22 protein-coding genes and 1 riboswitch are annotated in these 25,370 nt (G+C 69.8%); of the genes, 16 read left to right on the top strand and 6 right to left on the bottom strand.

Annotation, left to right across the window (positions count from 1 at the left end):
- The first annotated feature begins 23 nt into the window (after positions 1 to 23).
- Positions 24 to 1,286, top strand: coding sequence for an Ig-like domain-containing protein (locus ACIQTP_RS19285; RefSeq protein ID WP_403401230.1), 1,263 nt, complete (start codon positions 24 to 26; stop codon positions 1,284 to 1,286).
- Positions 1,287 to 1,405: 119 nt separating this feature from the next.
- Here the strand turns inward: ACIQTP_RS19285 and ACIQTP_RS19280 are convergent, their stop codons facing one another.
- The gene (locus ACIQTP_RS19280; RefSeq protein ID WP_075026437.1) at positions 1,406 to 1,807 is read right to left on the bottom strand and encodes a response regulator transcription factor; all 402 of its coding nucleotides are present in this window, start codon (positions 1,805 to 1,807) and stop codon (positions 1,406 to 1,408) included.
- A gap of 193 nt (positions 1,808 to 2,000) precedes the next feature.
- On the opposite strand from ACIQTP_RS19280, the gene ACIQTP_RS19275 reads away from it, so the two are divergent.
- From ACIQTP_RS19275 to ACIQTP_RS19250, 6 genes are all read left to right on the top strand, one after another.
- Positions 2,001 to 2,621, top strand: a complete 621-nt coding sequence (locus tag ACIQTP_RS19275; protein WP_060902037.1) for a heme-copper oxidase subunit III — start codon at positions 2,001 to 2,003, stop codon at positions 2,619 to 2,621.
- 92 nt (positions 2,622 to 2,713) lie between these two features.
- The gene (locus tag ACIQTP_RS19270) at positions 2,714 to 3,523 is read left to right on the top strand and encodes a c-type cytochrome (RefSeq protein WP_403401228.1); all 810 of its coding nucleotides are present in this window, start codon (positions 2,714 to 2,716) and stop codon (positions 3,521 to 3,523) included.
- Entirely contained in the window at positions 3,520 to 4,584 is a 1,065-nt protein-coding gene (locus ACIQTP_RS19265) for a Rieske 2Fe-2S domain-containing protein (RefSeq protein WP_403401226.1), read from the top strand. The genes ACIQTP_RS19270 and ACIQTP_RS19265 overlap by 4 nt, the downstream gene beginning before the upstream one ends.
- Complete coding sequence (locus ACIQTP_RS19260; RefSeq protein ID WP_403401224.1) at positions 4,581 to 6,221, top strand: cytochrome bc complex cytochrome b subunit; 1,641 nt, start codon at positions 4,581 to 4,583, stop codon at positions 6,219 to 6,221. Before ACIQTP_RS19265 ends, ACIQTP_RS19260 begins: the two co-directional genes overlap by 4 nt.
- Positions 6,222 to 6,376: 155 nt before the next feature.
- Positions 6,377 to 7,441: an anthranilate phosphoribosyltransferase gene (gene trpD, locus ACIQTP_RS19255; RefSeq protein WP_403401222.1), complete on the top strand. Its 1,065-nt coding sequence runs from the start codon at positions 6,377 to 6,379 to the stop codon at positions 7,439 to 7,441.
- 311 nt (positions 7,442 to 7,752) lie between these two features.
- A riboswitch (SAM riboswitch) is annotated at positions 7,753 to 7,869 on the top strand.
- Positions 7,870 to 8,061: 192 nt separating this feature from the next.
- The gene (locus ACIQTP_RS19250; protein ID WP_403401220.1) at positions 8,062 to 9,423 is read left to right on the top strand and encodes an aminotransferase class V-fold PLP-dependent enzyme; all 1,362 of its coding nucleotides are present in this window, start codon (positions 8,062 to 8,064) and stop codon (positions 9,421 to 9,423) included.
- A 62-nt stretch (positions 9,424 to 9,485) separates the two neighbouring features.
- On the opposite strand, the gene ACIQTP_RS19245 is transcribed toward ACIQTP_RS19250, so the two are convergent.
- Entirely contained in the window at positions 9,486 to 9,767 is a 282-nt protein-coding gene (locus tag ACIQTP_RS19245; RefSeq protein ID WP_101405598.1) for an Lrp/AsnC family transcriptional regulator, read from the bottom strand.
- Positions 9,764 to 10,495: a rhomboid family intramembrane serine protease gene (locus ACIQTP_RS19240; RefSeq protein WP_402037273.1), complete on the bottom strand. Its 732-nt coding sequence runs from the start codon at positions 10,493 to 10,495 to the stop codon at positions 9,764 to 9,766. Before ACIQTP_RS19240 ends, ACIQTP_RS19245 begins: the two co-directional genes overlap by 4 nt.
- 152 nt (positions 10,496 to 10,647) lie before the next feature.
- Between ACIQTP_RS19240 and ACIQTP_RS19235 the strand changes: the two genes are divergently transcribed.
- The 5 genes from ACIQTP_RS19235 to ACIQTP_RS19215 all read left to right on the top strand — a co-directional run bounded on the left by ACIQTP_RS19235 (position 10,648) and on the right by ACIQTP_RS19215 (position 16,123).
- Positions 10,648 to 10,887: a hypothetical protein gene (locus ACIQTP_RS19235; protein WP_054231545.1), complete on the top strand. Its 240-nt coding sequence runs from the start codon at positions 10,648 to 10,650 to the stop codon at positions 10,885 to 10,887.
- A gap of 34 nt (positions 10,888 to 10,921) precedes the next feature.
- Complete coding sequence (locus tag ACIQTP_RS19230) at positions 10,922 to 12,271, top strand: NYN domain-containing protein (protein ID WP_403401217.1); 1,350 nt, start codon at positions 10,922 to 10,924, stop codon at positions 12,269 to 12,271.
- Between the two features lie 316 nt (positions 12,272 to 12,587).
- Positions 12,588 to 13,628, top strand: coding sequence for an NlpC/P60 family protein (locus tag ACIQTP_RS19225; RefSeq protein ID WP_402037279.1), 1,041 nt, complete (start codon positions 12,588 to 12,590; stop codon positions 13,626 to 13,628).
- Between the two features lie 234 nt (positions 13,629 to 13,862).
- Positions 13,863 to 14,894: an NlpC/P60 family protein gene (locus ACIQTP_RS19220; RefSeq protein WP_403401215.1), complete on the top strand. Its 1,032-nt coding sequence runs from the start codon at positions 13,863 to 13,865 to the stop codon at positions 14,892 to 14,894.
- Between the two features lie 32 nt (positions 14,895 to 14,926).
- Positions 14,927 to 16,123, top strand: coding sequence for a hypothetical protein (locus ACIQTP_RS19215; RefSeq protein ID WP_403401213.1), 1,197 nt, complete (start codon positions 14,927 to 14,929; stop codon positions 16,121 to 16,123).
- A 1-nt stretch (position 16,124) separates the two neighbouring features.
- Here the strand turns inward: ACIQTP_RS19215 and ACIQTP_RS19210 are convergent, their stop codons facing one another.
- Complete coding sequence (locus tag ACIQTP_RS19210) at positions 16,125 to 16,658, bottom strand: PadR family transcriptional regulator (RefSeq protein ID WP_403401211.1); 534 nt, start codon at positions 16,656 to 16,658, stop codon at positions 16,125 to 16,127.
- 103 nt (positions 16,659 to 16,761) lie between these two features.
- On the opposite strand from ACIQTP_RS19210, the gene ACIQTP_RS19205 reads away from it, so the two are divergent.
- Positions 16,762 to 18,084 (top strand): MATE family efflux transporter, encoded by a 1,323-nt coding sequence (locus tag ACIQTP_RS19205; protein ID WP_403401209.1) that lies wholly within the window; start codon positions 16,762 to 16,764, stop codon positions 18,082 to 18,084.
- Here the strand turns inward: ACIQTP_RS19205 and ACIQTP_RS19200 are convergent.
- Positions 18,045 to 19,277 (bottom strand): glycosyltransferase 87 family protein, encoded by a 1,233-nt coding sequence (locus ACIQTP_RS19200; RefSeq protein ID WP_403401207.1) that lies wholly within the window; start codon positions 19,275 to 19,277, stop codon positions 18,045 to 18,047. The genes ACIQTP_RS19205 and ACIQTP_RS19200 overlap by 40 nt on opposite strands.
- A gap of 217 nt (positions 19,278 to 19,494) precedes the next feature.
- On the opposite strand from ACIQTP_RS19200, the gene ACIQTP_RS19195 reads away from it, so the two are divergent.
- Both ACIQTP_RS19195 and ACIQTP_RS19190 read left to right on the top strand, forming a co-directional pair.
- A complete protein-coding gene (locus tag ACIQTP_RS19195) occupies positions 19,495 to 20,637 on the top strand; it encodes a glycosyltransferase family 4 protein (RefSeq protein ID WP_403401205.1) in 1,143 nt (380 codons plus the stop codon).
- 190 nt (positions 20,638 to 20,827) lie between these two features.
- Complete coding sequence (locus ACIQTP_RS19190) at positions 20,828 to 22,411, top strand: GMC oxidoreductase (RefSeq protein ID WP_403401572.1); 1,584 nt, start codon at positions 20,828 to 20,830, stop codon at positions 22,409 to 22,411.
- A gap of 19 nt (positions 22,412 to 22,430) precedes the next feature.
- Here ACIQTP_RS19190 and ACIQTP_RS19185 read toward each other — a convergent pair whose 3' ends face one another.
- Complete coding sequence (locus tag ACIQTP_RS19185; RefSeq protein ID WP_403401203.1) at positions 22,431 to 24,227, bottom strand: AMP-dependent synthetase/ligase; 1,797 nt, start codon at positions 24,225 to 24,227, stop codon at positions 22,431 to 22,433.
- 313 nt (positions 24,228 to 24,540) lie between these two features.
- Between ACIQTP_RS19185 and ACIQTP_RS19180 the strand changes: the two genes are divergently transcribed.
- Entirely contained in the window at positions 24,541 to 25,338 is a 798-nt protein-coding gene (locus tag ACIQTP_RS19180; RefSeq protein WP_403401201.1) for a metallophosphoesterase, read from the top strand.
- Positions 25,339 to 25,370: the final 32 nt, after the last annotated feature.

Here is a 25,370-nt window from a genome sequence, read left to right as displayed (position 1 = left end):
ACGGGTGTTCATAGCGTGAGTCCATGAATCACGCACCGCGAATCCGCACGGTCGTCAGCCGCACCACGCTGGTGGTCGCCCTCGGCGCGGCCGCCGCTGCCTGCGGCGGAAGCGGCCACCCGCTCTCCGCCAGGCCGTACGACGCGGCGGGTCAGCTCTCCTTCACCGACGTGGTCGGCGACAGCCGCAAGGTCGACCCGGACAAGCCCCTGGAAATCACCTCCAAGGGCGACGACGAGCGCATCACCGATGTGACGGCCGTCGACTCGTCGGGGCGCTATGTGGCGGGCGAACTCACCGCCGACGGCACCCGATGGCACAGCACCTCACCACTGGCCTCGGGCGCCCACTACACGGTGCACGTGAGCACGGAGGACGAGGACGGCGCCCCCGGCCGCCAGATCGTCGACTTCGAGACCACCGCGCCCACCAGCAACAAGCCCCTGGGCGTGACGCTGGGGCCCGCCTCGGGCGAGTACGGCGTCGGTCAGCCCATCACCGCCGAACTCAGCGCCCCGGTCAAGGACAAGGCCGCTCGCGCGATCGTCGAGGGCGCCCTGAAGGTCGACTCCGTGCCCGCCGCGGAGGGCGCCTGGCACTGGGTGGACGACAAGACGCTGCACTACCGCCCCAAGGAGTACTGGCCCGTCCACGCCACCATCCAGGCCCACAGCAACCTCAAGGGCATCAAGGTCGCCGACCGGCTCTGGGGCGGCGACGCGAAGCCCCTGACGCTCACCACGGGGGACCGCTTCGTCGCCGTCACGGACGCGGCCGCCCACTCCATGACGGTCTACAAGAACGACCAGGTGATCAACCAGATCCCCGTCACCACCGGCAAGCCGGGCTATGAGACCCGTAACGGCGTCAAGGTCGTACTGAGCAAGGAGCCCTACGTACGGATGCGCGGTACCACCGTCGGCATCGCCGAGGGCAGCGCGGACTCCTACGACCTGCCCGTCTACTGGGCGACCCGGGTCACCTGGAGCGGCGAGTACGTGCACGCCGCGCCCTGGTCGGTGGGGGAGCAGGGGTCCGCCAACGTCAGCCACGGCTGCACCGGGATGAGCACCAGCAACGCCGAGTGGTTCTTCAAGAACGTCCGGCCGGGCGACATCGTGAAGGTCCAGAACTCCAACGGCGACGAGATGACCCCGTTCAACAACGGCTTCGGGGACTGGAACGTCGACTGGAAGGACTGGCGCAACGGCAGCGCCCTGACAGCGGGCACCCCGGAGGGCCCGAAACTGACGGACCGGGCGAGGCTACGTCCCCAGAGCGTGTGAGGTCGACCTGTCCCGCGCCCCGAAAGGGGCGCGGGGCCGTGTTCTTCTGCGGCTCCGCCGCGGGGCGCGAGCGACCACGAATCACCCGCGGACGCCGCACGGCGTGGCGGACCGAGCTCTCAGGCGCCCAGAAGGGCCTTGCGGCGGAGCAGCGAGGCCAACGCGGAGGCGAACTCGACCGGATCAACCGGCAGGGTCACCGCCGCGTCCGCACGGCTCCACGTGGCCAGCCAGGCGTCCTGGGGCCGCCCGATGAGCACCAGCACGGGCGGGCAGTTGAAGATCTCGTCCTTGATCTGCCGGCAGACGCCCATGCCGCCCATCGGAACCGCCTCGCCGTCCAGCACACAGACGTCGATGCCGCCCTTGTCCAGCTCCGTCAGGACGGCGGCGGGCGTGGCGCACTCGATGAACTCGACCTGGGGGACGTCGGGGGCCGGTCTGCGGCCGGTCGCCAGCCGCACCTGCCCCCGGGTGTTGGAGTCGTCGCTGTAGACCAGCACCGTGGCGGTCGGCTGCATTGTTCCTCCACGCATGTAAGAAGCACGGCATTGCTCGGGAACTCCTGGTACCGATGGCGCGGATGCTACCCCCTCGAACACCTCGTCAACACCGGTTCGGACAGGGCTTCGATGGGCCATACGGGCTGGACACACCCCATCAACACCCCGAACGGCACCCCCGGGCGTGAGGGCGGGATAAGCGACCGACATAATGTCGGTCGTGGCGACAGCAACGACAGTAGAAACCGGGCACGCGCACCCGTCGGTCAATCGACCGAACCTCACCAGCGTCGGAACCATCATCTGGCTGAGTTCCGAGCTGATGTTCTTCGCGGCCCTCTTCGCGATGTACTTCACCCTGCGATCGGTGACCGGGCCGGACCACTGGAAAGAGATGGCGAGCCATCTCAACATCCCGTTCTCGGCCTCGAACACCACGATCCTGGTGCTCTCCTCCCTGACCTGCCAGCTCGGCGTCTTCGCCGCCGAGCGCGGGGACGTGAAGAAGCTCCGGATGTGGTTCAGCGTCACGTTCGTGATGGGTGCGATCTTCATCGGTGGTCAGATCTTCGAGTACACCGAGCTGGTCAAGAAGGACGGGCTCTCGCTCTCCTCCGACCCGTACGGCTCGGTGTTCTACCTGACCACCGGCTTCCACGGCCTGCACGTGACGGGTGGCCTCATCGCCTTCCTGTTCGTCCTCGGTCGCACCTACGCGGCCAAGAGGTTCACTCACGAGCAGGCGACCGCCGCCATCGTCGTGTCCTACTACTGGCACTTCGTCGATGTCGTCTGGATCGGCCTCTTCGCCACGATCTACTTGATCAAGTAACCGGGCGGCGTCCGCGGCGAACCGATCGCACGCGACGAACCGATCCATTTCCAGAAGCATCGACGCAGAAGATCCTGACACCGGGGTAATCCGTGAAAAAGCTCTCCGCACGACGACGCCATCCGCTGGCGGCGGTCGTCGTCCTACTCCTCGCGCTGGCGGCCACCGGGGGGCTGTACGCCGCGTTCGCACCCGCGAGCAAGGCGCAGGCCGATACGACCGCCCAGTCCCTTGCCATCGACGAGGGCAAGAAGCTCTACTCCGTAGGCTGCGCCAGCTGCCACGGAACCGGCGGTCAGGGGTCCTCCGACGGGCCGAGCCTGGTGGGCGTGGGCGCCGCGGCGGTCGACTTCCAGGTCGGCACCGGCCGTATGCCGGCCCAGCAGCCGGGCGCTCAGATCGTGCGCAAGAAGGTCATCTACTCGCAGGCCGAGATCGACCAGCTCGCGGCGTACATCGCCTCGCTGGGCGCTGGTCCCACGATTCCGACGAAGAGTCAGGTCAGCCCCGCGGGCGCGGACATCGCCAAGGGCGGCGAGCTCTTCCGTACGAACTGCGCGCAGTGCCACAACTTCACCGGCAAGGGCGGCGCGCTGACGCACGGCAAGTTCGCGCCGAGCCTTGAGGGTGTCGACCCCAAGCACATCTACGAGGCCATGCAGACCGGCCCGCAGAACATGCCGTCCTTCCCCGACACCACGCTGTCGGAGAAGAACAAGAAGGACATCATCGCGTACCTCAACGCGGTCAACGGTGACGACACCGAGAGCCCCGGCGGTCTGGAGCTGGGCGGCCTCGGGCCGGTCAGTGAAGGCCTCTTCGGCTGGATCTTCGGTCTTGGCGCCCTGGTCGCCGTCGCCGTCTGGGTCGCCGCTCGGACCGCAAAGGCCAAGAAGTCATGAGTAGCCAAGACATTCCAGAAGAGAACCTGCCCGCTGAGCAGGACGACGAGCACGGTCACGGTGCGGTAGCCCTCGCGGACGAGACCAACCCGTTCGCGGACCCGGGCCTGCCGCCCCACGAGCCCCGCATCCAGGACATCGACGAGCGGGCCGCCAAGCGGTCCGAGCGCGTCGTCGCCATGCTGTTCACGTTGTCGATGCTGGCCACCGTCGGCTTCATCGCCTCGTACGTGGCGATCCCGAGGGACAAGTCGATCTTCGTCTTCCCGCTCGGGCACATCAGCGCGCTGAACTTCGCGCTGGGGATGACCCTCGGTGTGGCGCTGTTCGCGATCGGCGCGGGCGCGGTCCACTGGGCCCGCACCCTGATGTCCGACGTGGAGGTCGCCGACCAGCGTCACCCGATCGAGGCGGAGCCCGAGGTCAAGGCCAAGGTCCTGGCCGACTTCAAGCAGGGCGCCAAGGAATCCGCGCTCGGCCGCCGCAAGCTGATCCGCAACACGATGTTCGGCGCGCTGGCCCTGTTCCCGCTCTCCGGCGTCATGCTGCTGCGCGACCTGGGCCCGCTGCCCGGCACCAAGCTGCGCCACACGCTCTGGTCCAAGGGCAAGCTGCTCGTCAACATGAACACGAACGAGCCGCTGCGCGCCTCCGACGTCGCCGTCGGCTCGCTCACCTTCGCCAAGCCCGAGGGCCTGGAGGAGCACGACGAGGACTTCCAGGTCCAGATCGCCAAGGCGGCCCTGATGATCGTCCGGCTCCAGCCGGAGAACATCAAGGACAAGCGTGAGCTCGCCTGGTCGCACGAGGGCATCGTGGCGTACTCGAAGATCTGCACCCACGTCGGCTGCCCGATCTCCCTGTACGAGCAGCAGACGCACCACGTGCTCTGCCCCTGCCACCAGTCCACCTTCGACCTCTCCGACGGTGCCCGAGTGATCTTCGGCCCGGCCGGTCACGCCCTGCCGCAGCTGCGCATCGGCGTGAACGAACAGGGCTACCTCGAAGCGCTCGGCGACTTCGAAGAGCCCGTCGGTCCTGCCTTCTGGGAGCGCGGATGAGCACTACCACCACTTCCGACTCGCGCCCCTCGCGCGAGAAGGCCCCGGCCGGCGAGAAAGTCGCCGACTGGGCCGACGGACGGCTCGGGATCTACTCCCTGGCCAAGTCCAACATGCGCAAGATCTTCCCCGACCACTGGTCGTTCATGCTGGGTGAGATCTGCCTCTACAGCTTCATCATCATCATCCTCACGGGTGTGTACCTGACGCTGTTCTTCCACCCGTCGATGAACGAGGTCACGTACCACGGCAGCTACGTCCCCCTGCAGGGACAGCTGATGTCCGAGGCGTTCAACTCGACCATGCACATCTCCTTCGAGGTGCGCGGTGGTCTGCTGGTCCGGCAGATCCACCACTGGGCGGCGCTGATCTTCCTCGCCGGCATGTTCGTGCACATGATGCGCGTGTTCTTCACGGGTGCGTTCCGCAAGCCGCGTGAGGTCAACTGGCTCTTCGGCTTCCTGCTGTTCGTCCTGGGCATGTTCACCGGCTTCACCGGTTACTCGCTCCCGGACGACCTGCTCTCCGGCACCGGTGTGCGCTTCATGGAGGGCGCGGTCCTGTCCGTGCCGGTCGTCGGCACGTACCTGGCGTTCTTCCTCTTCGGTGGCCAGTTCCCGGGCGGCGACTTCGTCGCGCGGTTCTACTCGGTCCACATCCTGCTGCTGCCGGGCATCATGCTCGGCCTGGTGGTCGGCCACCTGATCCTGGTCTTCTACCACAAGCACACGCAGTTCGCGGGCCCCGGAAAGACGAACAACAACGTCGTCGGCATGCCGCTGCTGCCGGTCTACATGGCCAAGGCCGGAGGCTTCTTCTTCCTGGTCTTCGGTGTCATCGCGGCCATCGCGGCGATCGCCTCGATCAACCCGATCTGGTCCATGGGCCCCTACCGTCCGGACATGGTGTCCACGGGCGCCCAGCCCGACTGGTACATGGGCTTCTCCGAGGGTCTGATCCGTGTCATGCCGGGCTGGGAGATCAACCTCTGGGGTCACACGCTCGTGCTGGGCGTGTTCATCCCGCTGGTGATCTTCCCGCTGGTCCTGGTCGCGATCGCGGTCTACCCGTTCATCGAGTCCTGGGTCACCGGCGACAAGCGTGAGCACCACATCCTGGACCGCCCGCGCAACGTCCCGACCCGGACCGCGTTCGGTGCCGCCTGGATCAGCTGGTACTTCGTCCTGCTCGTCGGTGGTGGCAACGACATCTGGGCCACGCACTTCCACCTGTCGATCAACTCGATCACCTGGTTCGTGCGCATCGGTTTCTTCGTCGTGCCGGTCATCGTGTTCGTCATCACCAAGCGGGTCTGCCTCGGCCTCCAGCGCCGCGACAGGGACAAGGTGCTGCACGGCCGCGAGTCGGGCATCATCAAGCGCCTGCCGCACGGTGAGTTCATCGAGGTGCACGAGCCGCTCAGCCAGGACGCCCTGCACACGCTCACCGCGCACGAGCAGTACCAGCCCGCCGAGATCGGCTCGACGGTCGACGAGAACGGTGTCGAGCGCAAGGTGAAGGGCTCGGAGCGGCTGCGCTCCAAGCTGAGCGAGGGCTTCTACGGGGAGGACAGCCAGATCCCCAAGCCCACGGTCGAGGAGTACAAGGAGATCACGAGCGGCCACGGCCACCACTGATCTTCCGACCGGTTGACCGGTCTTTACTGATCGCCACGGCGAGAGCCTCCGTCCATTGCCCGGACGGGGGCTCTTTGCCGTCTCCGGGCCTGGATAGGGTGTTCCCATCCACACAAGGAGTCCCTTTGCCGGGACGACGGACCCAGGAGCGGCTTATGAGCGCTGTGAACCCCGCTGGAGGCAACACCGCGGCGGGCCGTTCCTGGCCCGTGGTGCTGAACGGCCTGCTCGAGGGCCGCGACCAGAGCGCGGACGACACGGCCTGGGCGATGGACCGGATCATGAGCGGCGAGGCGACGGACGCGCAGATCGCCGGGTTCGCGGTGGCGCTGCGGGCCAAGGGCGAGACGGTCGAGGAGATCTCCGGTCTCGTCCGGACGATGTACGAGCACGCCAATGTGATCGAGGTGCCGGGGGACACGGTCGACATCGTCGGTACGGGCGGTGACGGCGCGAAGACGGTGAACATCTCCACGATGTCGTCGATCGTCGTGGCCGGGACCGGTGCCAAGGTCGTCAAGCACGGCAACCGGGCCGCGTCCTCCGCGTCCGGTGCCTCGGACGTCCTGGAGAAGCTCGGCGTCAATCTGGACCTGACGACGAAGCGGGTGGCCGAGGTCGCGGAGGAGGCCGGGATCACCTTCTGCTTCGCGGTGAAGTTCCATCCGGCGCTACGTCATGTCGCGGCGGCGCGGGGGCAGTTGGGGATCCGGACCACGTTCAACGTGCTGGGGCCGCTGACGAACCCGGCGAAGGTGAAGGCGCAGGCCGTGGGAGTCGCGGACCTGCGCATGGCGCCGATCGTGGCGGGCGTGTTCGCCGAGCGCGGCAACTCCTCGCTCGTCTTCCGCGGTGACGACGGCCTGGACGAGCTGACCACCACCGCGACGTCCCGGGTCTGGGTCGTCCGCGACGGCAAGGTCACCGAGGAGCGCTTCGACCCGCGTGACGTCGGCCTCGAACTCGTCCCCGTGGAGGCCCTGCGCGGCGCCGACGCGTCCTACAACGCGGACGTCGCCCGTCGCCTGCTCAACGGCGAGACGGGGCCCGTACGGGATGCTGTGCTCCTGAACTCCGCGGCGGCCCTCGTCGCCCTGTCCCCGACCGACGCACCACTCGCGGACCAGCTCCGCGCCGGCATGGCGAAGGCGGCGGAGGCGATCGACTCGGGGGCGGCGAAGCGGACGCTGGAACGCTGGGTGGCAGCGAGCCAGTCGTAGCCCGGGTCCTTCGACCGCAAGCCGATGGAGCGTGCTCCCCGCCCGCCCCGGCCTTAGTCGTCCGCGGTCCGGTGGAGCTTGCTCGCGCAGTTCCCCGCGCCCCTGGTGCGGGGCTGCGCCCCGAGTTCCCCGTGCTCCTTCAGGGGCGCGGGGAACTGCGCGATCTTTTGGGGGTCTGGGGGCGGAGCCCCCAGGTAGGGATGGGACGGGTAGGGGCGGCGGGGGCGAGGAACGTGGGAGCCCGGCCCGGCGTCCCGGTATGCGGACAGTGGGGTTGCGGGCGGAAGATCTTGTGGCAGGATGCCGTATCAGGTCATGAGCGACAGCCATCAGGCCCCGGCCGGCTGTCCGGCAACCCTCCGTCCGTGGCGGGGTGCCCCGGGTGAAGACCAGGCCGTAGGCAGCGAGGTCTACGGCAAGCGCGGACCCCTCGAGAATCCCAGGGGTCCTGGTCGTTCGAGGGAGCCTTCTGTGAGCAAGCGAATGCGATAGGGCGTAGAGCCCCGCCTCCGCACACCCTTTTGCCTTTCCTCCCTGCGCCGAGCCGTGCAGTCGCACACCCGTACCCCCGTGCACCCGGCCCGCGCAGCGATTCCGCCTGCCTCTCACAGGAGCTCGCCATGTCTGTCCCCACCGCTGCCGCCGACCAGACAGTTTGTGCACCCCTGCCCGTTCTGGGCCGAGACGTCACCGTCCCGCTCGTGACCGGCGGCGAGGTCACCTACGCCGCGCTCGACTACGCCGCCAGCGCCCCCGCCCTCCAGCGGGTGTGGGACGACGTCGCCGCGTACGCCCCGTACTACGGCAGCGTGCACCGCGGCGCCGGGTACCTCTCCCAGCTGTCCACCGACCTCTTCGAGAACGCCCGCAGGACCGTCGCGGAGTTCCTCGACTGCCGGGGCGAGGACCAGGTCGTCTTCACCCGCTCCACCACCGACTCCCTCAACCTGCTCGCCGCCACCCTTCCGGCCGACTGCCAGGTGTTCGTCTTCGAGACGGAACACCACGCCTCGCTGCTGCCGTGGAAGGACGCCCGGGTCACCTACCTCAACGCGCCCCGCACTCCGCAGGAGGCCGTCACGGCCCTGGAGCGGGCCCTCGCCGCCCGCGATCCCTACGGCCCGGCCCTGGTCTGCGTCACCGGCGCCTCGAACGTCACCGGCGAACTGTGGCCGGTGCGCGAGCTGGCCGCCGCCGCGCACGCGCACGGTGCCCGGATCGTCCTGGACGCCGCCCAGCTCGCCCCGCACCACCCGGTGTCGGTGCGGGACCTCGACGTCGACTGGGTCGCCTTCTCCGGGCACAAGCTGTACGCGCCGTTCGGCTCCGGCGTGCTCGCCGGCCGCGCCGACTGGCTGCGCGAGGCCGAGCCGTACCTCGCGGGCGGCGGCGCCAGCCGCAAGGTCACGCGGCGGGCGGACGGCGGCGTGGACGTGGAGTGGCACGAGAGCGCGGCCCGGCACGAGGCCGGTTCGCCGAACGTGATCGGCGCCTACTCCATCGCCGCCGCCTGCAAGGCGCTGACCGAGGCCGGTTTCGACACGCTCGTCGCCCGCGAGGAGCGGCTGATCGGGGCCGTCCGTGCCGGTCTGGCCGAGGTGCCCGAGGTCCGCGTCCTGTCGCTGTTCGGCGACGACGCCCCGCGCGTCGGCGTCATCTCGTTCGTCGTCGAGGGATGGAACAGCTCGCACTTCGCGGCCGCGCTGTCCGCCGAGTACGGGATCGGGGTGCGGGACGGTCTCTTCTGCGCCCACCCGCTGGTGCGCACGCTGCTCGGCAGCGATCCGCAGACACAGGGGGAGTGCGGGGCGCCCGAGGCGGCGCCCGGGGAGAAGTCCCTCAACGCGATCCGCGTCAGCTTCGGGGCCGGTACGCCCGACGAGCATGTCGAGCGGTTCGTGCGTGCGGTCAAGGAACTGGTGCGCGACGGTGCGAAGTGGAACTACCGCACGGAGGACGGCCGCTGCGTCCCGGCGGTCTGACGGCGCGGGCGGTAGGTGGGGGCTCCGCCCCCACACCCCCGAAGGAGATCGCGCACCTGTCCCTAGCTGTCGAGGCCGATGGCGAACGCGGCCTCCAGGTCGTGCTGTGAGTACGTGCGGAACGCGACGTGGGTGTCCGTCGCCTCGACGCCGGGGATCTTGCTGATCTTGCCGGGGATGACGTCCGCCAGGTCGTCATGGGCCTTCACCCGGACCATGGCGATCAAGTCGTACGTACCGGTGACGGAGAAGACCTCGCTGACGCTGTCCAGCGCGGCGATCGACTCGGCGATCTCGGGGATCCGGTCCACGCTGGTCTTGATGAGCACGATCGCGGTGATCACGGCTGGTTTTCTCCCTCGGGGGCTGCTGCTGGGGTTTTCACTCTAGTCGGCCGCCCGAACCGCACCCACGCGTAGACGAACCCCAGCGAGAAGCCCACCAGGTGGGCCAGATAGGCGACCCCTGGGCCCGAGGGGCTGCGGCCCGCCGCCAGCCATTGCAGGGTCACCCAGAAGGGCAGCACGACCCAGGCGGGGAAGCGCAGCGGCAGGAAGAAGAGGAACGGGAAGAGACTGGTCACCCGGGCCCTGGGGAACAGGTACAGGAACGCTCCGAGGACCGCGGAGATCGCCCCCGAGGCGCCGACCAGGGTCTGCTCGGAGCCGGAGTTGGCGATCGCGTAACCCAGCAGAGCCAGGTAGCCGCAGACCACGTAGAAGACGGCGAACTGGACGTGGCCCATGCGTTCCTCGGTCATCGCTCCGAAGACGTAGAAGAAGAGCATGTTGCCCAGGAGGTGGAGCCAGCTGCCATGGATGAACAGGGCCGTGGCCGGGGTGAGCCAGGCGCTCGGGATCCCGTCGAAGAGCTCGGCGGGGATCACGCCCCAGCGCCGGAAGTAGGCCCGCTGGGCGACCACCAGCGCGTCCCCGGTGCCGAACGACGGATTGAGTCCGGAGGCGGGGCTGATCAGGAAGATCAGGCAGCACAGGAAGATCAGTCCGTACGTCACCGGCGCGGACTGACCGCGCATCGTCCTGCCGACCGCCGTACCCCAGGTGCTGATCATGGGACAGAGCATGACGTAACCGGACCGATGCGCACAGAGTGCCTCGCCGCCGTGGACGGCCGAGCGTCGAGTACCCGCCAGGCCGTAGGGTAACGAGCCACACGCGCCGGAGACCGGTGTTGGACGGACACTAGAAGGAAAGCGACTGCCACATGACGGTTCCCCTCCCGACCGCCGAGACTCGCTGGCGCTGCACGCTCTGCGGCAACCTCACGCGATTCGACGTGACCCGCTCGTCCAAGGTCGTCGAGTATGTGCACCTCGACCTGGCCGGTGAGCCGAACGTCGAGGAGCGCAAGGTGGTCAGTGAGACCATCGAGTCGGTGCGCTGCCGGTGGTGCAACGCGGTGGACCAGGTGGAACTGGTGGACAGGCCGGGTGCCGGCTCCTGAGGGAGCGGGCCCCGCACAGACATTGGGGTGACGGATGGTGGAGACCACAGGCGGGGAGCCGGACGACGGCGCCGCTGAGGTGCTCGACCGCCCGCTGCCCGACGGGGTGCGCCGGCGGGTCGTACAGATCGTGTCGGACGGCTTCGGCGGGTTGACCGTTGCCGAATTGCCTGCCCAATTGCGGCAGTATGCGCGGTTCGCCCCCAACCGGCGGGCGAAGTTCGCCGGCAACGCCATGGCCGCCGCGCTGGAGACCGATCCGCTGTTCCGGCAGCGTATCGCCGAGAAGCTCAGAGAGACGCAGCCGGAGCTCGCCGGCGCCCTCGATTCGGGTGCGCCGCCGCCGGCCGCGGATCCGCTGGACGTGGCGGCCGCGGCCTATGTGTTGCGCCCCACGGGCTGGGTGAAGCTGGTGACCGCCGCGGGCGAGGAGGCCCTGCGGGCGGACGCCGAGCGCGCGGACGACGAGAGCCGGGCGGAGCTGGAGCGGCTGCGCGAGGAGCTCGCACAGGCGCGTGGTCAGACCAAGGCCGAAACCGAGCGCTTGCGCACGGAGTTGGAGTCCGCGAAAAGGGAAGCGGAATCGCTTCACCGCAAGTTGCGTGGCGCCCTCAGTGACGTCAAGCGGGGCGAGGCCGCGCTGCGCAAGCTGCAGGGCGAGATGGACACCGTGCGGGCGGACGGGCAGGCGCACGTGTCCGCCGCCGAGAGCGAGACCCGGCGGCTCAAGGCGCGGCTCTCGGAGGCCGAGGCGGCCCTGGAGGCCACCCGTAAGGCGGCGCGCGAGGGTCGCAGTGTCGAGGACATGCGCGTACGGCTGTTGCTCGACACCGTGCTGGAGGCGGCCCAGGGGCTGCGCCGGGAGCTCGCGCTGCCGCCCGTGTCCGTACGGCCGGCGGAGACCGTGGACGCGGTCGAACCGGGGCGCATGACGCCCAAGGACATCGCGGCCCGTGCCCTGTCCGAAAATGATCCCGCGATCCTCGACCAGCTGCTCGCGCTGCCGCAGGCGCATCTGGTCGTCGACGGCTACAACGTCACCAAGACCGGCTATCCGCAGATGCCGCTGGAGAAGCAGCGGCTCAGGCTGCTGGGGCAGCTCTCGCAGCTCGCCGCGCAGACCGGGGCCGAGGTGACGTGTGTCTTCGACGGGGCCGAGCTGGCGGCGCCCGTGCTGCTCGCGCCGCCGCGCGGGGTGCGGGTGCTGTTCTCCAAAGCGGGTGTCACGGCGGACGAGTTGATCCGCCAGCTGGTGCGCGCCGAGCCGCCCGGGCGGCCCGTCATCGTCGTCTCCACCGACCGTGAGGTGGCCGACGGGATCGCCAAGGCGGGCGCCCGCCCGGTCGCCTCCGTGGTGCTTCTCAAGCGCTTTTCGCGCGGCTGAAACGGCCGTCGGCGTTCTGCGCCGTACGCCCCAAAGGGCCCGTACGTCCCATCCGTAACATCCAGGCGTTGTGCCCGAATTGGCGAAACCTTCACGCAACGTAGCGTCAGGCTGGCATCACTGCATGTGAGTTGAGTGCAAAGAATGCGCTGGGTGACTAAGAATTTTCAGGTTTGGATTTGAACTGATCACAGGAAGGTCACTAGGGTCTGGGCTCGAACCTCCGCTCGGGTGATCGCTCATTGGGAGCGACGGCGGAGGGGCACCGCCCGTCGGCGTCTCGGCAGGCGGCTGGAGGAAGAAGGAGCTCGCCTTCGTGGCGTCCCACCGTCGACCCAAGCAGCCGAGCCGCACCCGTGTGACCGTGCTCACCACCGCCGCCGCTGCCGCCGTGGCCCTCAGCGCCAACGCCGCCAACGCCGCGCCCAGCGAGAAGCCGAGCAAGGACGAGGTCAAGAGCAAGGTCGACAAGCTCTACCAGGAGACCGAGCAGGCCACCGAGAAGCTCGACGGGGCCAAGGAGAAGCAGGACAAGCTGGAGAAGGAAATCAGCACCCTGCAGGACAACGTCGCCCGCGGCCAGGACGAGCTCAACGCCCTGCGCGACGGGCTCGGTTCGATGGCCAGCGCCCAGTACCGCACCGGCGGCATCGACCCCTCCGTGGCGCTGTTCCTCTCCTCGAACCCGGACGACTACCTCGACAAGGCGTCCGCGATGGACCAGCTGAGCAGTCAGCAGGTCGAGGCGCTGAAGAAGGTCCAGGAGAAGCAGCGTTCGCTCGCCCAGCAGCGGCAGGAAGCCGCCGCGAAGCTCAAGGACCTCTCCGACACCCGTGCGGAACTGGCCAAGCAGAAGAAGACGGTCCAGACCAAGCTCGCCGCGGCGCAGAAGCTCCTCAACTCCCTGACGGCCAAGGAGAAGGCGGCTCTCGACGCGGAGCAGTCCCGCGCCACCCGCGCCAGCGAGCGCACCGTTCTCAGCGACCCCGGTACGCCCGCGTCCGGTCGCGCCGGTGCCGCCTTCTCCGCCGGACAGACCAAGATCGGCACGCCGTACGTCTACGGCGCCACCGGCCCCAGCTCCTTCGACTGCTCGGGCTTCACCTCGTGGGCGTACGCCCAGGCCGGTGTCTCCATCCCGCGTACCTCGGAGTCACAGGCGACCATCGGCACCCGCATCTACTCGCAGAGCGATCTGCAGGTCGGCGACCTGGTCTTCTTCTTCGGCGACCTGCACCACGTCGGCCTCTACGCGGGCAACGGCCAGGTGCTGCACGCCCCGCGCACCGGAACGGTCGTGCGCTACGAGTCGATGAGCACCATCGGTGGAGCGTTCCAGTTCGGCGTCCGGGTCTGATCCGGCTCCCCGAACCCTCCGAGATCCTTTCGAGGCTCCCTCGACCTGCCGCCCGAACGGGCGAATCGCGGTAACTCCCGCTGACCCCACGCCCCGTCGGTGACCTGCGTCTCCGGCGGGGCGCCGCGTTGTGCGCCCCTGGAGGTCTTTGGCCGGTGCGTAGTCGCACGGCTACTGTCTGGCGCGATTCCCCCAACTCCGGGGGACCGTCAGCGGAAGGGAGAGCGGCTACTCGTGGGGTCCCATCGCCGCCGTCCACCGTCCGGGTTCGACCGGGGCGTCAGCGCCGCGGGCGTCGCCGGCGTCGCCGTGACCGTGATGTCCGTCGCGGCCGCCGCCCTCGGGGCCGTACCGGCCGCCGCAGCACCGAAGGACGACACCCGGGCCGAGGTGGACCGCCTGTACACCCAGGCGGAGAAGGCCACCGAGGCGTTCAACAAGGCCGACGAGCGCGCGGGAACCCTGCGCAAAGAGGTGAGCACGGCACAGGATCGCATCGCCCGGCAGCAGGAGCGCATCAACACCATGCGGGACGCGCTCGGTTCGCTCGCCGGGGCCCAGTACCGCGCGGGCGGCCTCGACCCCTCCCTGGCGCTGCTCTTCTCCGACAACCCCGCCGAGTACCTCGACAAGGCCGCCGCGCTCGACCGGATCAACGCCCACCAGGCGGGCGAACTCAAGGACCTCCAGATCGCCATGCGCGACCTCGCCCAGGAACGCGAGGAGGCGACCGCCGAGCTCGCCGAACTGGAGAAGAGCACCAAGGCCGTCGCCCGGCACAAGCGGACCGTCGAACAGAAACTCGCCAAGGCGCGCCTCCTGCTCAACTCGCTGCCGTCCGCCGAGCGCGCCGCCTACGACCGGGCCTCCCGCTCCGGACGCTCCGACCTGCCCGAACTGGGCAGTGTCACGCCCGCCTCGGGGCGCGCCGCCGCCGCCCTCGCCGCGGCCCGCTCCGCACTCGGCCGCCCCTATGTGTGGGGCGCCAACGGGCCCGGCGGATTCGACTGTTCGGGCCTCATGCAGTGGTCGTACCGGCAGGCGGGCGTCGGTCTGCCGCGCACCTCCCAGGAACAGCGGTACGCCGGACGGCAGGTGCCGCTCTCCCAGGCGCAGCCCGGCGACCTCGTCACCTACCGCTCCGACGCGAGTCATGTCGCGATGTACGCGGGCAACGGCCAGGTGATCCACGCGCCCTACCCGGGCGCGCCGGTGCGCTACGACCCGGTGGGCATGATGCCCATCTCGTCCGTGACGCGGGTCTGACCTCCGCGCCAGGGCCCCGTACGATCGGGAAGGTGGCTGGTCGAAGGCGTGTGTCGCGGGCGGGGTGCTCCCTGGTGCTGCTGCTCGCCGTGCTGGTGGGCTGCGGCGGCAGGCCGTCCCAGGACACCGCGTCCGCCGATGTGCAGCGCGTCCTGGACCGGCGGGCGGCCGCGGTCCTGGACCGGAACGAGTCGGCGTACCGGGCCACCGGGGAACCGTCCGGCTCGACCGCGGAGTTCACCCGGCTGCGGGCCGTTCCGCTGGCCGCCTGGTCGTACCGCCTGACGGACCTGCACCGCTCCGGCGACCGCGCCACCGCGGGCGCCGAGCTGCGTTACCGCATCGAGGGCTACGACAGGGCACCCGTCACGGCGGCCCGCACCCTGCGCCTGGTCCGCGACGGCGGGACCTGGCGGGTCGCCTCCGACGTGCCCGCCGAGCGGGCCAGTCAGCAGCTGTGGGAGCAGGGGGCGGTGACGGTCGTACAGGGCGCGCACAGCCTCGTCCTGGGGGTCGGGCAGTCCGGTGAGCGGCTGCGGGCGTACGCCGGCCTCGCGGACCGCGCCGTGCCCGCCGTGACGGACGCCTGGGGCGCGGACTGGTCGGGGCACGTCGTCGTCCTCGTACCCAAGTCGCTGGAGGGCATGGCGGGGCTGCTCGGGGCGCCCGCGTCCGGGTACCGGGGGATCGCGGCGGTCACCACCGGAGAGGCGGGAGGGACGGCCAGGGCGCCCGCGGACCGGATCATCGTCAACCCCGATGCGTACGGCCTCCTCGGCGACTTCGGCAAGCAGGTCGTGCTCACCCACGAGACGACGCACGTGGCCACCCGCGCCCACACCACCGCCGCCACACCCCTGTGGCTCTCCGAGGGCTTCGCGGACTGGGTCGGCTACCGCGGCAGCGGTCGTACGGCGACGCAGGCGGCGCCGGAGCTGGAGCGGGCGGTGCTGGACGGGCACGTACCGGCCGCGCTGCCGGACGACAAGGACTTCGGGTTCGCCGGGGACGCGGCGCGGCTGGCGCGGGCGTACGAGGGCGGCTGGATGGCCTGCCGGCTGATCGCCGACCACTGGGGCGAGGTCAGGCTGAACGAGTTCTACCGGGCCGTCGGCGACCACGAGAAGCGGGCGGGGGCCGTCGAGGGCGCGCTGCGGGACGTCCTGCACACGACGCCGGACGATTTCACGCAGCAATGGCGGGCGTACCTGAAGGCGCAGCTCGGCTGAGTCAGCCCGTCGGCGTGTCCAGTCGGGCGATGGCCTCGGCGAGCCACTCCCGCTCCGCCTCGCCCGTCGCCCGCGCCACCCGCAGCATCCCCTGCCGGAACAGGTCGCCGGCCTCCTCCGCCCGTACGGGCTCGCCGTCCCGGTAGAAGAAGCTCGCGGGCGTCAGCAGGAACTCCTGGCGGCGGCGCAGGACCGCGGCCTGCTCCCGCGGGTCCGGGAGGTGGCGCAGGAACGCCAGCAGGGTGTTGAAGCGGACGTGGTCGGTGATCTCGGCCTGCTTGGGATGGCGCAGCCGCTCCAGGAGGTCCGCACGGCCCTGCTCGGTGAGCGACAGGATGCGGCGCGGGGCGGCGCCGCTGCCGGGCTCCGTGTGCCGGTCCAGCTGTCCTGCGGCCACCAGGCGGGTGATCGCCGGGTAGAGCGCGCCGTCGCTGACCGGGCGGACATGGCCGCTGAGCGCCTTGATGCGTTCCTTCAACTCATAGCCGTGCAAGGGCCCTTCGAACAGAAATCCGAGGATCGACAGCTCCAGCATGCGGGCGAGCTCCTTGCTTGCGGGTGTCGGACGCTCATGGTACCTCTTATCGAGCTACCTCTAAACGAGGTAGCTCGAATCGAGGGAATCGAGGGAGTCATCGGTGAACGCCCACCGGAAGCAGCTCATATCGCTCGCCCACCCCGTGTATCTCTCCCTGCTCGCCTCCGTCGCCGCCGGGATCATCAACACCGTCTGGGTCTCCCGGCTCGGCGGTCCCGCCGTGGCCGCCGTCGCCGTCGCGACCAACACCGAGAACGTGCTCCTCGGCGTCGCCCTGGTCTTCGCCTCCGGCACGACCGTCCTCGTCGCCCATGCCAGAGGGGCCCGGGATCCGGGCGCGCTCCGGGCGGCCGTACGCGGCGGACGGGCCCTGTGCGCCGTCGTGACGCCCGTGGTCGCCGTGGGCGGGTACCTGCTGCGCGAACCGCTGGCCCGGCTGGTCCTGGGCGGCGACGGGCGCGCCCTCGCCCTGGCGGTCGCCTACTTCGGGATCTCCCTGCCTGGCATCGCCGTCTTCTTCGCGCAGAACCTCGTCGACGGCATCCTGAAGGGCGTCGGCGACACCCGCACCCCGATGCGCCTCGCCCTGCTGGCCAACGGGCTGATCCTCGGCCTCGACCCGCTGTTCATCCACGCGTACGGCGTCCGGGGCGCCGCCGCCTCCACGGTCCTGTGCCGCGGTGTGGCCCTCGCCGCCGGCCTGCGCGCCCTGCGCCGCGACGCGCCGCTGCGTGAGGCCGCGGCCGTCCGCCCCGCCGAGCCCACCGGACCCGCGCTGCGCCGCACCCTGCGGACCGGACTGCCCATGTCCGCCGACTTCACCGTGCGCCAGGGCGGGGCGCTGGTCCTGGTCGCGATCGTGGCCCGGCTCGGGGTGACGGCCGTGGCCGCGTACTCCATCGCGTACAAGGTCATGTACGTCGCGACCATGGCCTTCTACGCGGTGCGGCAGGCCGCCTCGATCCACACCGCGCACACGCGGGGCACCGGCCGGGACGAGCGGGGCGCGATCGGGCGGCAGGCGGTGGTCGTCTCCGGGGCGGTGGGCCTGGTGGCAGCCGTCCTGCTCGGCGCGTTCGCCCCCTGGATCACGCGGGCCTTCGGCGCCGGGGGCGCGGTCGCCCACGACGGCGTGCTGTTCCTGCGCTGCGTCGGCCCGTACCTGCTGCTGATGGCCTGCTTCATCGCGCTGGGCGGGGTCTTCGAGGGGAGCGGGGGAGCGCCGTTGCTGCTGCGGGTGACACTGCTCGGCACCGCGGTCCAGCTGCCTCTGGCGTACACCCTGTCGGGTCTCGGGCTGCCCGGGATCTGCCTGGCGCTGGCGCTGTCCATGGCGGTGCAGTGCGCGGCCGTCGGACTGCTGCTCGCCCGCGCCCGCCGCCGTCAGGAGGAGCTCAGGCGCTCCTTGGTGCGGGTGGCCTGAGCGGGCAGGGTCGGGGCCGGATCGGACACCGTGCCCCGCCACAGTTCGAGGGCGGCGAGCAGGGCCGCGACCACCAGCAGGCCGTTGCGCAGGAAGAGCAGGGTGATGCCCAGCCGGTCGCTGCCCACGACGTGCGAGAACCAGATCGGGAACTCCAGGACGGTCACGAAGCACCCGGCCAGCACCAGCCAGACCGGCAGGGTCATCCGGCTGCCCCGGAAGCACAGGCAGACCGCGCCGATCCCGACCAGCCACACCATGTACTGCGGGCTGATGACCCGGCTGGTGGCCGTGAACATCAGCACCGCCACGAACGCGGCGTCGGCGAGCGTGTGCGGCCGGAAGCGCTGGGCGCGCAGCCGCCACAGCAGCAGCCACGCGAAGGCGATCGCGGTGAGCGCCAGGGCCAGTCTGCTCACCACGTCGACGTACGGGCCCAGGAACTCCACCGAGCCGTAGTTGAGCAGCACCTGGCCGTCCCAGCCGAAGTGCCGGCCCACATGGAAGACGAGGGAGCCCAGCGACTCCACCTCGGTGCCCCGGTCACGCTGGAAGGTCAGGAAGGAGAAGGCGCCGGGCATCGACAGCCCGAACAGCACCGCGATCCCGCCGGCGCCCACCGCGGCCGCGGCCCACGCGCGCCGCTTCACGGCCCCCAGGAGCAGAAGCGCCGGCCACACCTTCACCAGCGCCCCGAAGCCCACGAGAGCGCCCATCACCCGCGGATGGCGGGCTCCCGCGAGGAGCGCCGCGACCGCCACGGCCGTCACCATCACGTCGTAGCGGGCGTAGACGGTCGGTCCGAGCAGCGGTACGCCGATCACCCACACCCAGGCGCCGCGCAGCGTCTTGCCGGGGCGCCGGCCGGCGTAGTGGAGCAGCGCGTAGACCACCACGTCGGCGACGAAGGCGAGCAGGAAGAAGGCGTGCGCGTAGTCGAGGAAGGGCAGCAGGCCGGGGGAGAGGATCGCGAGCGCGGCGGCCGGCGGGTACTGCCAGGTCACGTCGTCGAGCGGGAAGGTGCCGGTGCGCAGGATCTCGTACCAGCCCTGGTAGATCACCGAGACGTCACTGGTGACGTCCGGCCCGGGGAAGACGAACACCTTGAAGACGAAGAGTAGAAGCAGAAGCCTGGTCAGGCCCCAGGTTCCCAGCAACGCGTAGGGAAATCCTTCCCCCCGTGTGCCCTTCATGCTCACCTGGCCCTCGTTCGTCGGCTGTCTGTGCGGTGGTGCGGTGGTGACATGGTGCGGTTGTGCGGTGGTGCGGAAACATGATGACGTGCCGGGCTGTGCGAGGCCCATGAAGCGCGGCCGTACGGAGCTGTGGCTGTGACCACCGGCGGAATACAGCTTCGCCGCTGTGGACCGCTCGCGTGGGGATTCGAAGGTTTCGGTAGTGTCGAACGCGATGCACAAGACCCTGATCGTGACCAACGACTTCCCGCCCCGCCCCGGCGGCATCCAGGCGTTCCTGCACAACATGGCGCTACGACTCGATCCCGAGCGGTTCGTAGTCTACGCATCCACGTGGAAGCGCAGCCGGGAGGGCGTCGAGGCGACGGCCGCCTTCGACGCCGAGCAGCCCTTCACCGTCGTCCGGGACCGTACGACGATGCTGCTGCCCACACCGGGCGCCACCCGGCGCGCGGTCGGGCTGCTGCGCGAGCACGGCTGTACGTCGGTGTGGTTCGGGGCGGCGGCCCCGCTCGGCCTGATGGCGCCCGCGCTGCGCCGGGCGGGCGCCGAGCGCCTGGTGGCCACCACGCACGGTCACGAGGCGGGCTGGGCCCAGCTGCCCGCCGCACGGCAGCTGCTGCGCCGTATCGGCGAGTCCACGGACACGATCACCTACCTCGGCGAGTACACGCGCTCGCGCATCGCGTCCGCGCTGACGCCCGAGGCCGCCTCCCGCATGGTCCAGCTCCCTCCGGGGGTCGACGAGAAGACCTTCCATCCCGGCTCGGGAGGCGACGAGGTCCGCGCCCGCCTCGGCCTCACCGACCGCCCGGTGGTGGTCTGTGTCTCCCGCCTGGTCCCGCGCAAGGGCCAGGACACGCTGATCCTCGCCATGCCCCGCATCCTCGCCAAGGAGCCGGAGGCGGTGCTGCTGATCGTCGGCGGCGGGCCGTACGAGCAGGACCTGCGCAAGCTCGCGTACGACACCGGGGTCGCCGACGCGGTCCGCTTCACCGGCGCGGTCCCCTGGTCGGAGCTGCCGGCCCACTACGGCGCGGGCGACGTCTTCGCGATGCCCTGCCGCACCCGCCGCGGCGGCCTCGACGTCGAGGGCCTCGGCATCGTCTATCTGGAGGCCTCCGCGACGGGCCTGCCGGTCGTCGCGGGTGACTCGGGCGGCGCCCCCGACGCGGTCCTCGACGGCGAAACGGGCTGGGTCGTCCGAGGCGACTGTCCGGACGACTCCGCCGACCGCATCATCACCCTCCTCGCCGACCCCGAACTCCGCCGCCGCATGGGCGAACGGGGAAGGCAGTGGGTGGAGGAGAAATGGCGCTGGGACCTGCTGGCGGAGAGCCTGAAAGAGTTGCTCTAGGTGCGCGACCGGTCACAAACACCCCGCACTCTCCCCACTCGCCGCGACGCCCCCTGAAAACCCGGCAAAAACCCTAGGCGGAAGCAAATAATCCGCCGATGCTGCGCTCATGACAGAGAAACTGACTCATCATCAGATGAGTAACTGTCAGGTGACAAACCGTCACCTGACCAGACGCCAGATCCTGGGCATGGTCGCCCTCCAGACGGCCGCCGCGGCCGGCCTCACCCGCGTGGGTCTCCAGTCCGCCCACGCCGCGGAGCCCGCCGCGGTCGACTCCGCGCCCGCCATCGTCATCGGATCGGGCTACGGCGCCGCCGTGGCAGCCCTCCGCCTCGGCCAGGCCGGCATCCGCACCCTCGTCATAGAGATGGGCAGGCTCTGGAACACCGCCGGCTCCGACGGCAAGGTCTTCTGTTCCACCAGCGCCCCCGACGAGCGCTCGATGTGGTTCCGCACCCGCACCGAGGCCCCGCTCGCCACCTTCCTGTGGCTGGACGTCGTCAACAAGGACATCGGCCGCTACCCGGGAGTCCTGGACCGGGTCCACTACGACAACATGTCGGTCTACGTCGGCCGAGGCGTCGGCGGCGGCTCGCTGGTCAACGGCGGAATGGCCGTCACGCCCCTCCAGTCGTACTTCTCCGAGCAGTTCCCCACGGTCGACGCCACCGAGATGTACAACACCTACTTCCCGCGCGCCCGCACCATGCTCGGCGTCAACACGGTCGACCCCACCTGGTTCGAGTCCACGGAGTGGTACCGGTTCACCCGCACCTCCCGTAAGGCCGCCGCCAACGCAGGCCTGAAGACGACCTTCGTCCCGAACGTCTACGACTTCACCTACATGCAGCGCGAGGCGGCCGGCACCGCCACCAAGTCCGCACTCGCGGCCGAGGTCATCTACGGCAACAACTACGGCAAGAAGAGTCTCGACAAGACCTACCTCGCGGCGGCGCTCGGCACCGGCAACGTCACCATCCACACCCTGGAGAAGGTCCGGGCGATCAGCCGGGCCACGGACGGCACGTACACCCTGACCGCCGACCGGATCGACACCACCGGCGCGGTCGTGGAGACCAAGCAGTACAGCTGTACGTACCTCTTCCTGGGTGGCGGCAGCCTCGGCACCACCGAACTCCTCGTCCGGGCCCGGGAGACGGGCGCGCTGCCCGCCCTGGACGCGAGCGTCGGCACCGGCTGGGGCACCAACGGCAACGTGATGACGGGCCGCGCCAACCACATCTGGGACACGGTCGGGGCGAATCAGTCGACGATGCCGGTCATGGGCATCGACGACTGGGCCAACACCGCCAACCCCGTCTTCGCCGAAATCGCCCCGCTGCCCATGGGGCTGGAACACTGGATCAGCCTCTACCTGGCGATCACCAAGAACCCGGAGCGCGCGTCCTTCACCTACGACGCCACCACGGACTCCGCGAAGCTCGGCTGGACCGCGGCCCAGAGCGCGGTCTCGGTGAGCATGGCCAAGAAGCTCTTCGACCGGATCAACGCGGCCAACGCGACGATCTACCGCTACGACCTCTTCGGCGACAACAAGACCTTCGCCGACGACTTCTGCTACCACCCGCTCGGTGGCTGCGTGCTGGGCAGGGCGACGGACGACTACGGCCGGGTGAAGGGCTATCCGCACCTGTACATCACCGACGGCTCACTGGTGCCGGGCTCGATCGGGGTCAACCCGTTCGTGACGATCACCGCGCTCGCGGAACGCGGCATGGCGCGGATCCTCGCCGAGGACACCGCGCCATGAGAACCGCTCGGTCGGACCGTCAGCCCCGGTAGATGGCCTCGATCTCGTCCGCGTAGTCCTTCGCCACCACGTTGCGCTTGAGCTTCAGGGACGGCGTGAGGTGGCCCGACTCCTCCGTGAACTGGGAGGGCAGAATGCGGAACTTCCGCACCGATTCCGCCTTCGACACCGCGGCGTTGCCGTCGTCGACCGCGTCCTGGATCGCACGCTGCAGATCCGGGTCCTCGCGCAGCGACGCCGCGGTGGAACCCGCCGGCTTGCCGTGCTCCTCGGCCCAGCGGCCCAGGAACTCCTCGTCGACCGTGACCAGCGCGCCGACGAACGGGCGTCCGTCGCCGACCACCATGCACTCCGCGACCAGCGCGTGCGCGCGGATGCGGTCCTCGATTACGGCCGGGGCGACGTTCTTGCCGCCCGCGGTGACGATGATCTCCTTCTTGCGGCCGGTGATACGGAGGTAGCCGTCCTCGTCGAGGGTGCCGATGTCACCCGTGTGGAACCAGCCGTCCGCGAGCGCCTCGGCGGTCGCGGCCTCGTTGTTCCAGTACTCCTTGAACAGGTGCTCGCCGTGCAGCAGCACCTCGCCGTCGTCGGCGATCCGGATCACGGAACCGGGCAGCGGCTGGCCGACCGTGCCGATCTTCGTACGGTCCCACGGGTTGAAGGCGGTGGCCGCGCAGGACTCGGTCAGGCCGTAGCCCTCCAGGACCGTGAAGCCGATGCCGCGGAAGAAGTGACCCAGACGCTCGCCGAGCGGGGCGCCGCCGGAGATCGCGTACTCACCGCGACCGCCCAGCACCGCACGCAGCTTGCTGTAGACGAGCTTGTCGAACGTCTTGTACTTGATCTTCAGACCGAGCGACGGGCCCGAGGGGGTGTCCAGGGCGCGGCTGTACGCGATCGCCGTGTCCGCCGCCTTGTCGAAGATCTTGCCCTTGCCGTCCGCCTGCGCCTTGGCGCGCGCCGAGTTGTAGACCTTCTCGAAGACGCGCGGCACACCGAGGATCAGCGTCGGCCGGAACGCGGCCAGCTCGTCGGTGAGGTTCTTGATGTCCGGGACGCAGCCCAGTTTGATCGGCGCCATCATCGGCGCGACCTGCACCAGCCGTCCGAAGACGTGCGCGAGCGGCAGGAAGAGAAGGACCGAACACTCGCCCGTACGGAACAGCGGGCGCAGCCGCTCCACGATGTTGCCGCACTCCGCGAAGAAGGCGCGGTGGGTGAGGACACAGCCCTTGGGGCGGCCGGTCGTACCGCTCGTGTAGACGATGGTCGCCGGGTCGTCCGCCTTGGCGAGCGAGCTGCGCTCCTCGACGGTGGCGTCGCTGACGTCCTTGCCCGCGCGCCCCAGTTCCTCCACCCCGCCGGCCTCGATCTGCCAGACGTGCTTGAGGGCGGGCAGCCGGTCGCGCACCGACTCCACGGAGGCCGCGTGCGTGTCCAGCTCGACGATGCAGGCACTCGCGCTCGAGTCGCCGAGTATCCACTGCACCTGCTCGGCCGAGCTGGTCTCGTACACCGGCACGGTGACCGCGCCCGCGCTCCAGATCGCGAAGTCGAGCAGCGTCCACTCGTAGCGGGTACGGGACATCAGAGCGACCCGGTCGCCGGGCTGTACGCCCGAGGCGATCAGACCCTTGGCCGCGGACCGCACCTCGGCGAGGAAGGTGGTGGCGGTGACGTCCGTCCACGTGCCGCCCACCTTGCGGGCGATGACGGCGACGTCGGGATGCTGCGCGGCGTTTCTGCGGACGATGTCGGTCAGATTTCCGTCCGCAGGGACCTCGTACAAAGCCGGAAGGCTGAACTCGCGCAAGACTGCTGCTCCTCATAGGGCGCCGACGCCACGACGGTGTGTGATGCGACGGAGCGGTCCAAGGCTCGGGCAGGTACCCAGGAACATCATTGTTGAAATCCTGAGTACGACTGGACTGCCCGGACGTTACCCACCGGTACGGCTGTTTCGATAGGGGGTCCCGGCGAGATGTTCCCTGCGTCACACAGGTTGGCGCGTCACACCGAATGGCTTTCCTTCACGCACAGTAGTCCACGCTCTTCTTGCCGTGCCAGTAACCGCAGGTCCGGCCGCCTCTATTCACGTTTGCCCCACACGCCTACGCTTGATCGTCATGGCACCCACACCAGGCGGTAACCGCAGGACGCGCATTCATGTGGTCAGTGACGTGCACGGCAACGCGCGTGACCTGGCCCGGGCCGGCGACGGCGCGGACGCCCTGCTCTGCCTCGGTGACCTGGTGCTCTTCCTCGACTACGCGGACCACGCGCGCGGCATCTTCCCCGACCTCTTCGGCACCGAGAACGCCGACCGGATCGTCGAGCTGCGCACCGCCCGCCGTTTCGCCGAGGCGCGGGAGTTCGGGCGGCGGCTGTGGGACGAGCTCGGGATGGACCATTCCGTGGCCATCGAGAAGGCGGTGCGCAAACAGTACGCCGAGCTGTTCGCCGCGTTCCCGACACCGACGTACGCGACCTACGGCAATGTCGACATGCCCCCGTTGTGGGCGGAGTACGCCGGACCCGGCACGACTGTCCTCGACGGTGAGCGGGTGGAGATCGGCGGCCGGGTCTTCGGCTTCGTCGGCGGGGGCCTGCGCAGCCCCATGCGGACGCCCTACGAGATCGACGACGAGGAGTACGCGGCGAAGATCGAGGCGGTCGGCGAGGTCGACGTACTGTGCACGCACATCCCGCCGGACGTACCGGAGCTGGTCTACGACACGGTGGCGCGCCGCTTCGAGCGCGGCTCCCGTGCCCTCCTGGACGCGATCCGCCGTATCCGTCCCCGTTACTCCCTCTTCGGCCACGTCCATCAGCCGCTCGCGCGCCGGATGCGGATCGGGACGACCGAGTGCGTGAACGTCGGCCACTTCGCGGCGTCCGGCCGCCCGTGGGTCCTGGAGTGGTGAACAGCAGGTGGGGTGGCGATGGTTCGGCGGGC

The organism is Streptomyces sp. NPDC090798, from assembly GCF_044768965.1.
Taxonomy (GTDB): Bacteria; Actinomycetota; Actinomycetes; order Streptomycetales; family Streptomycetaceae; genus Streptomyces.
This window is presented reverse-complemented; position numbering and strand designations above follow the sequence as displayed.

Excerpts from the sequence above, each read along its gene's own strand:
- ACIQTP_RS19285 (WP_403401230.1), top strand. The coding sequence starts at position 24 with ATGAATCACGCACCGCGAATCCGCACGGTCGTCAGCCGCACCACGCTG.
- ACIQTP_RS19280 (WP_075026437.1), bottom strand. The coding sequence starts at position 1,807 with ATGCAGCCGACCGCCACGGTGCTGGTCTACAGCGACGACTCCAACACC.
- ACIQTP_RS19275 (WP_060902037.1), top strand. The coding sequence starts at position 2,001 with ATGTCGGTCGTGGCGACAGCAACGACAGTAGAAACCGGGCACGCGCAC.
- ACIQTP_RS19265 (WP_403401226.1), top strand. The coding sequence starts at position 3,520 with ATGAGTAGCCAAGACATTCCAGAAGAGAACCTGCCCGCTGAGCAGGAC.
- ACIQTP_RS19260 (WP_403401224.1), top strand. The coding sequence starts at position 4,581 with ATGAGCACTACCACCACTTCCGACTCGCGCCCCTCGCGCGAGAAGGCC.
- trpD (WP_403401222.1), top strand. The coding sequence starts at position 6,377 with ATGAGCGCTGTGAACCCCGCTGGAGGCAACACCGCGGCGGGCCGTTCC.
- ACIQTP_RS19250 (WP_403401220.1), top strand. The coding sequence starts at position 8,062 with ATGTCTGTCCCCACCGCTGCCGCCGACCAGACAGTTTGTGCACCCCTG.
- ACIQTP_RS19240 (WP_402037273.1), bottom strand. The coding sequence starts at position 10,495 with ATGATCAGCACCTGGGGTACGGCGGTCGGCAGGACGATGCGCGGTCAG.
- ACIQTP_RS19235 (WP_054231545.1), top strand. The coding sequence starts at position 10,648 with ATGACGGTTCCCCTCCCGACCGCCGAGACTCGCTGGCGCTGCACGCTC.
- ACIQTP_RS19230 (WP_403401217.1), top strand. The coding sequence starts at position 10,922 with ATGGTGGAGACCACAGGCGGGGAGCCGGACGACGGCGCCGCTGAGGTG.
- ACIQTP_RS19210 (WP_403401211.1), bottom strand. The coding sequence starts at position 16,658 with ATGCTGGAGCTGTCGATCCTCGGATTTCTGTTCGAAGGGCCCTTGCAC.
- ACIQTP_RS19200 (WP_403401207.1), bottom strand. The coding sequence starts at position 19,277 with ATGAAGGGCACACGGGGGGAAGGATTTCCCTACGCGTTGCTGGGAACC.
- ACIQTP_RS19195 (WP_403401205.1), top strand. The coding sequence starts at position 19,495 with ATGCACAAGACCCTGATCGTGACCAACGACTTCCCGCCCCGCCCCGGC.
- ACIQTP_RS19190 (WP_403401572.1), top strand. The coding sequence starts at position 20,828 with ATGGTCGCCCTCCAGACGGCCGCCGCGGCCGGCCTCACCCGCGTGGGT.
- ACIQTP_RS19180 (WP_403401201.1), top strand. The coding sequence starts at position 24,541 with ATGGCACCCACACCAGGCGGTAACCGCAGGACGCGCATTCATGTGGTC.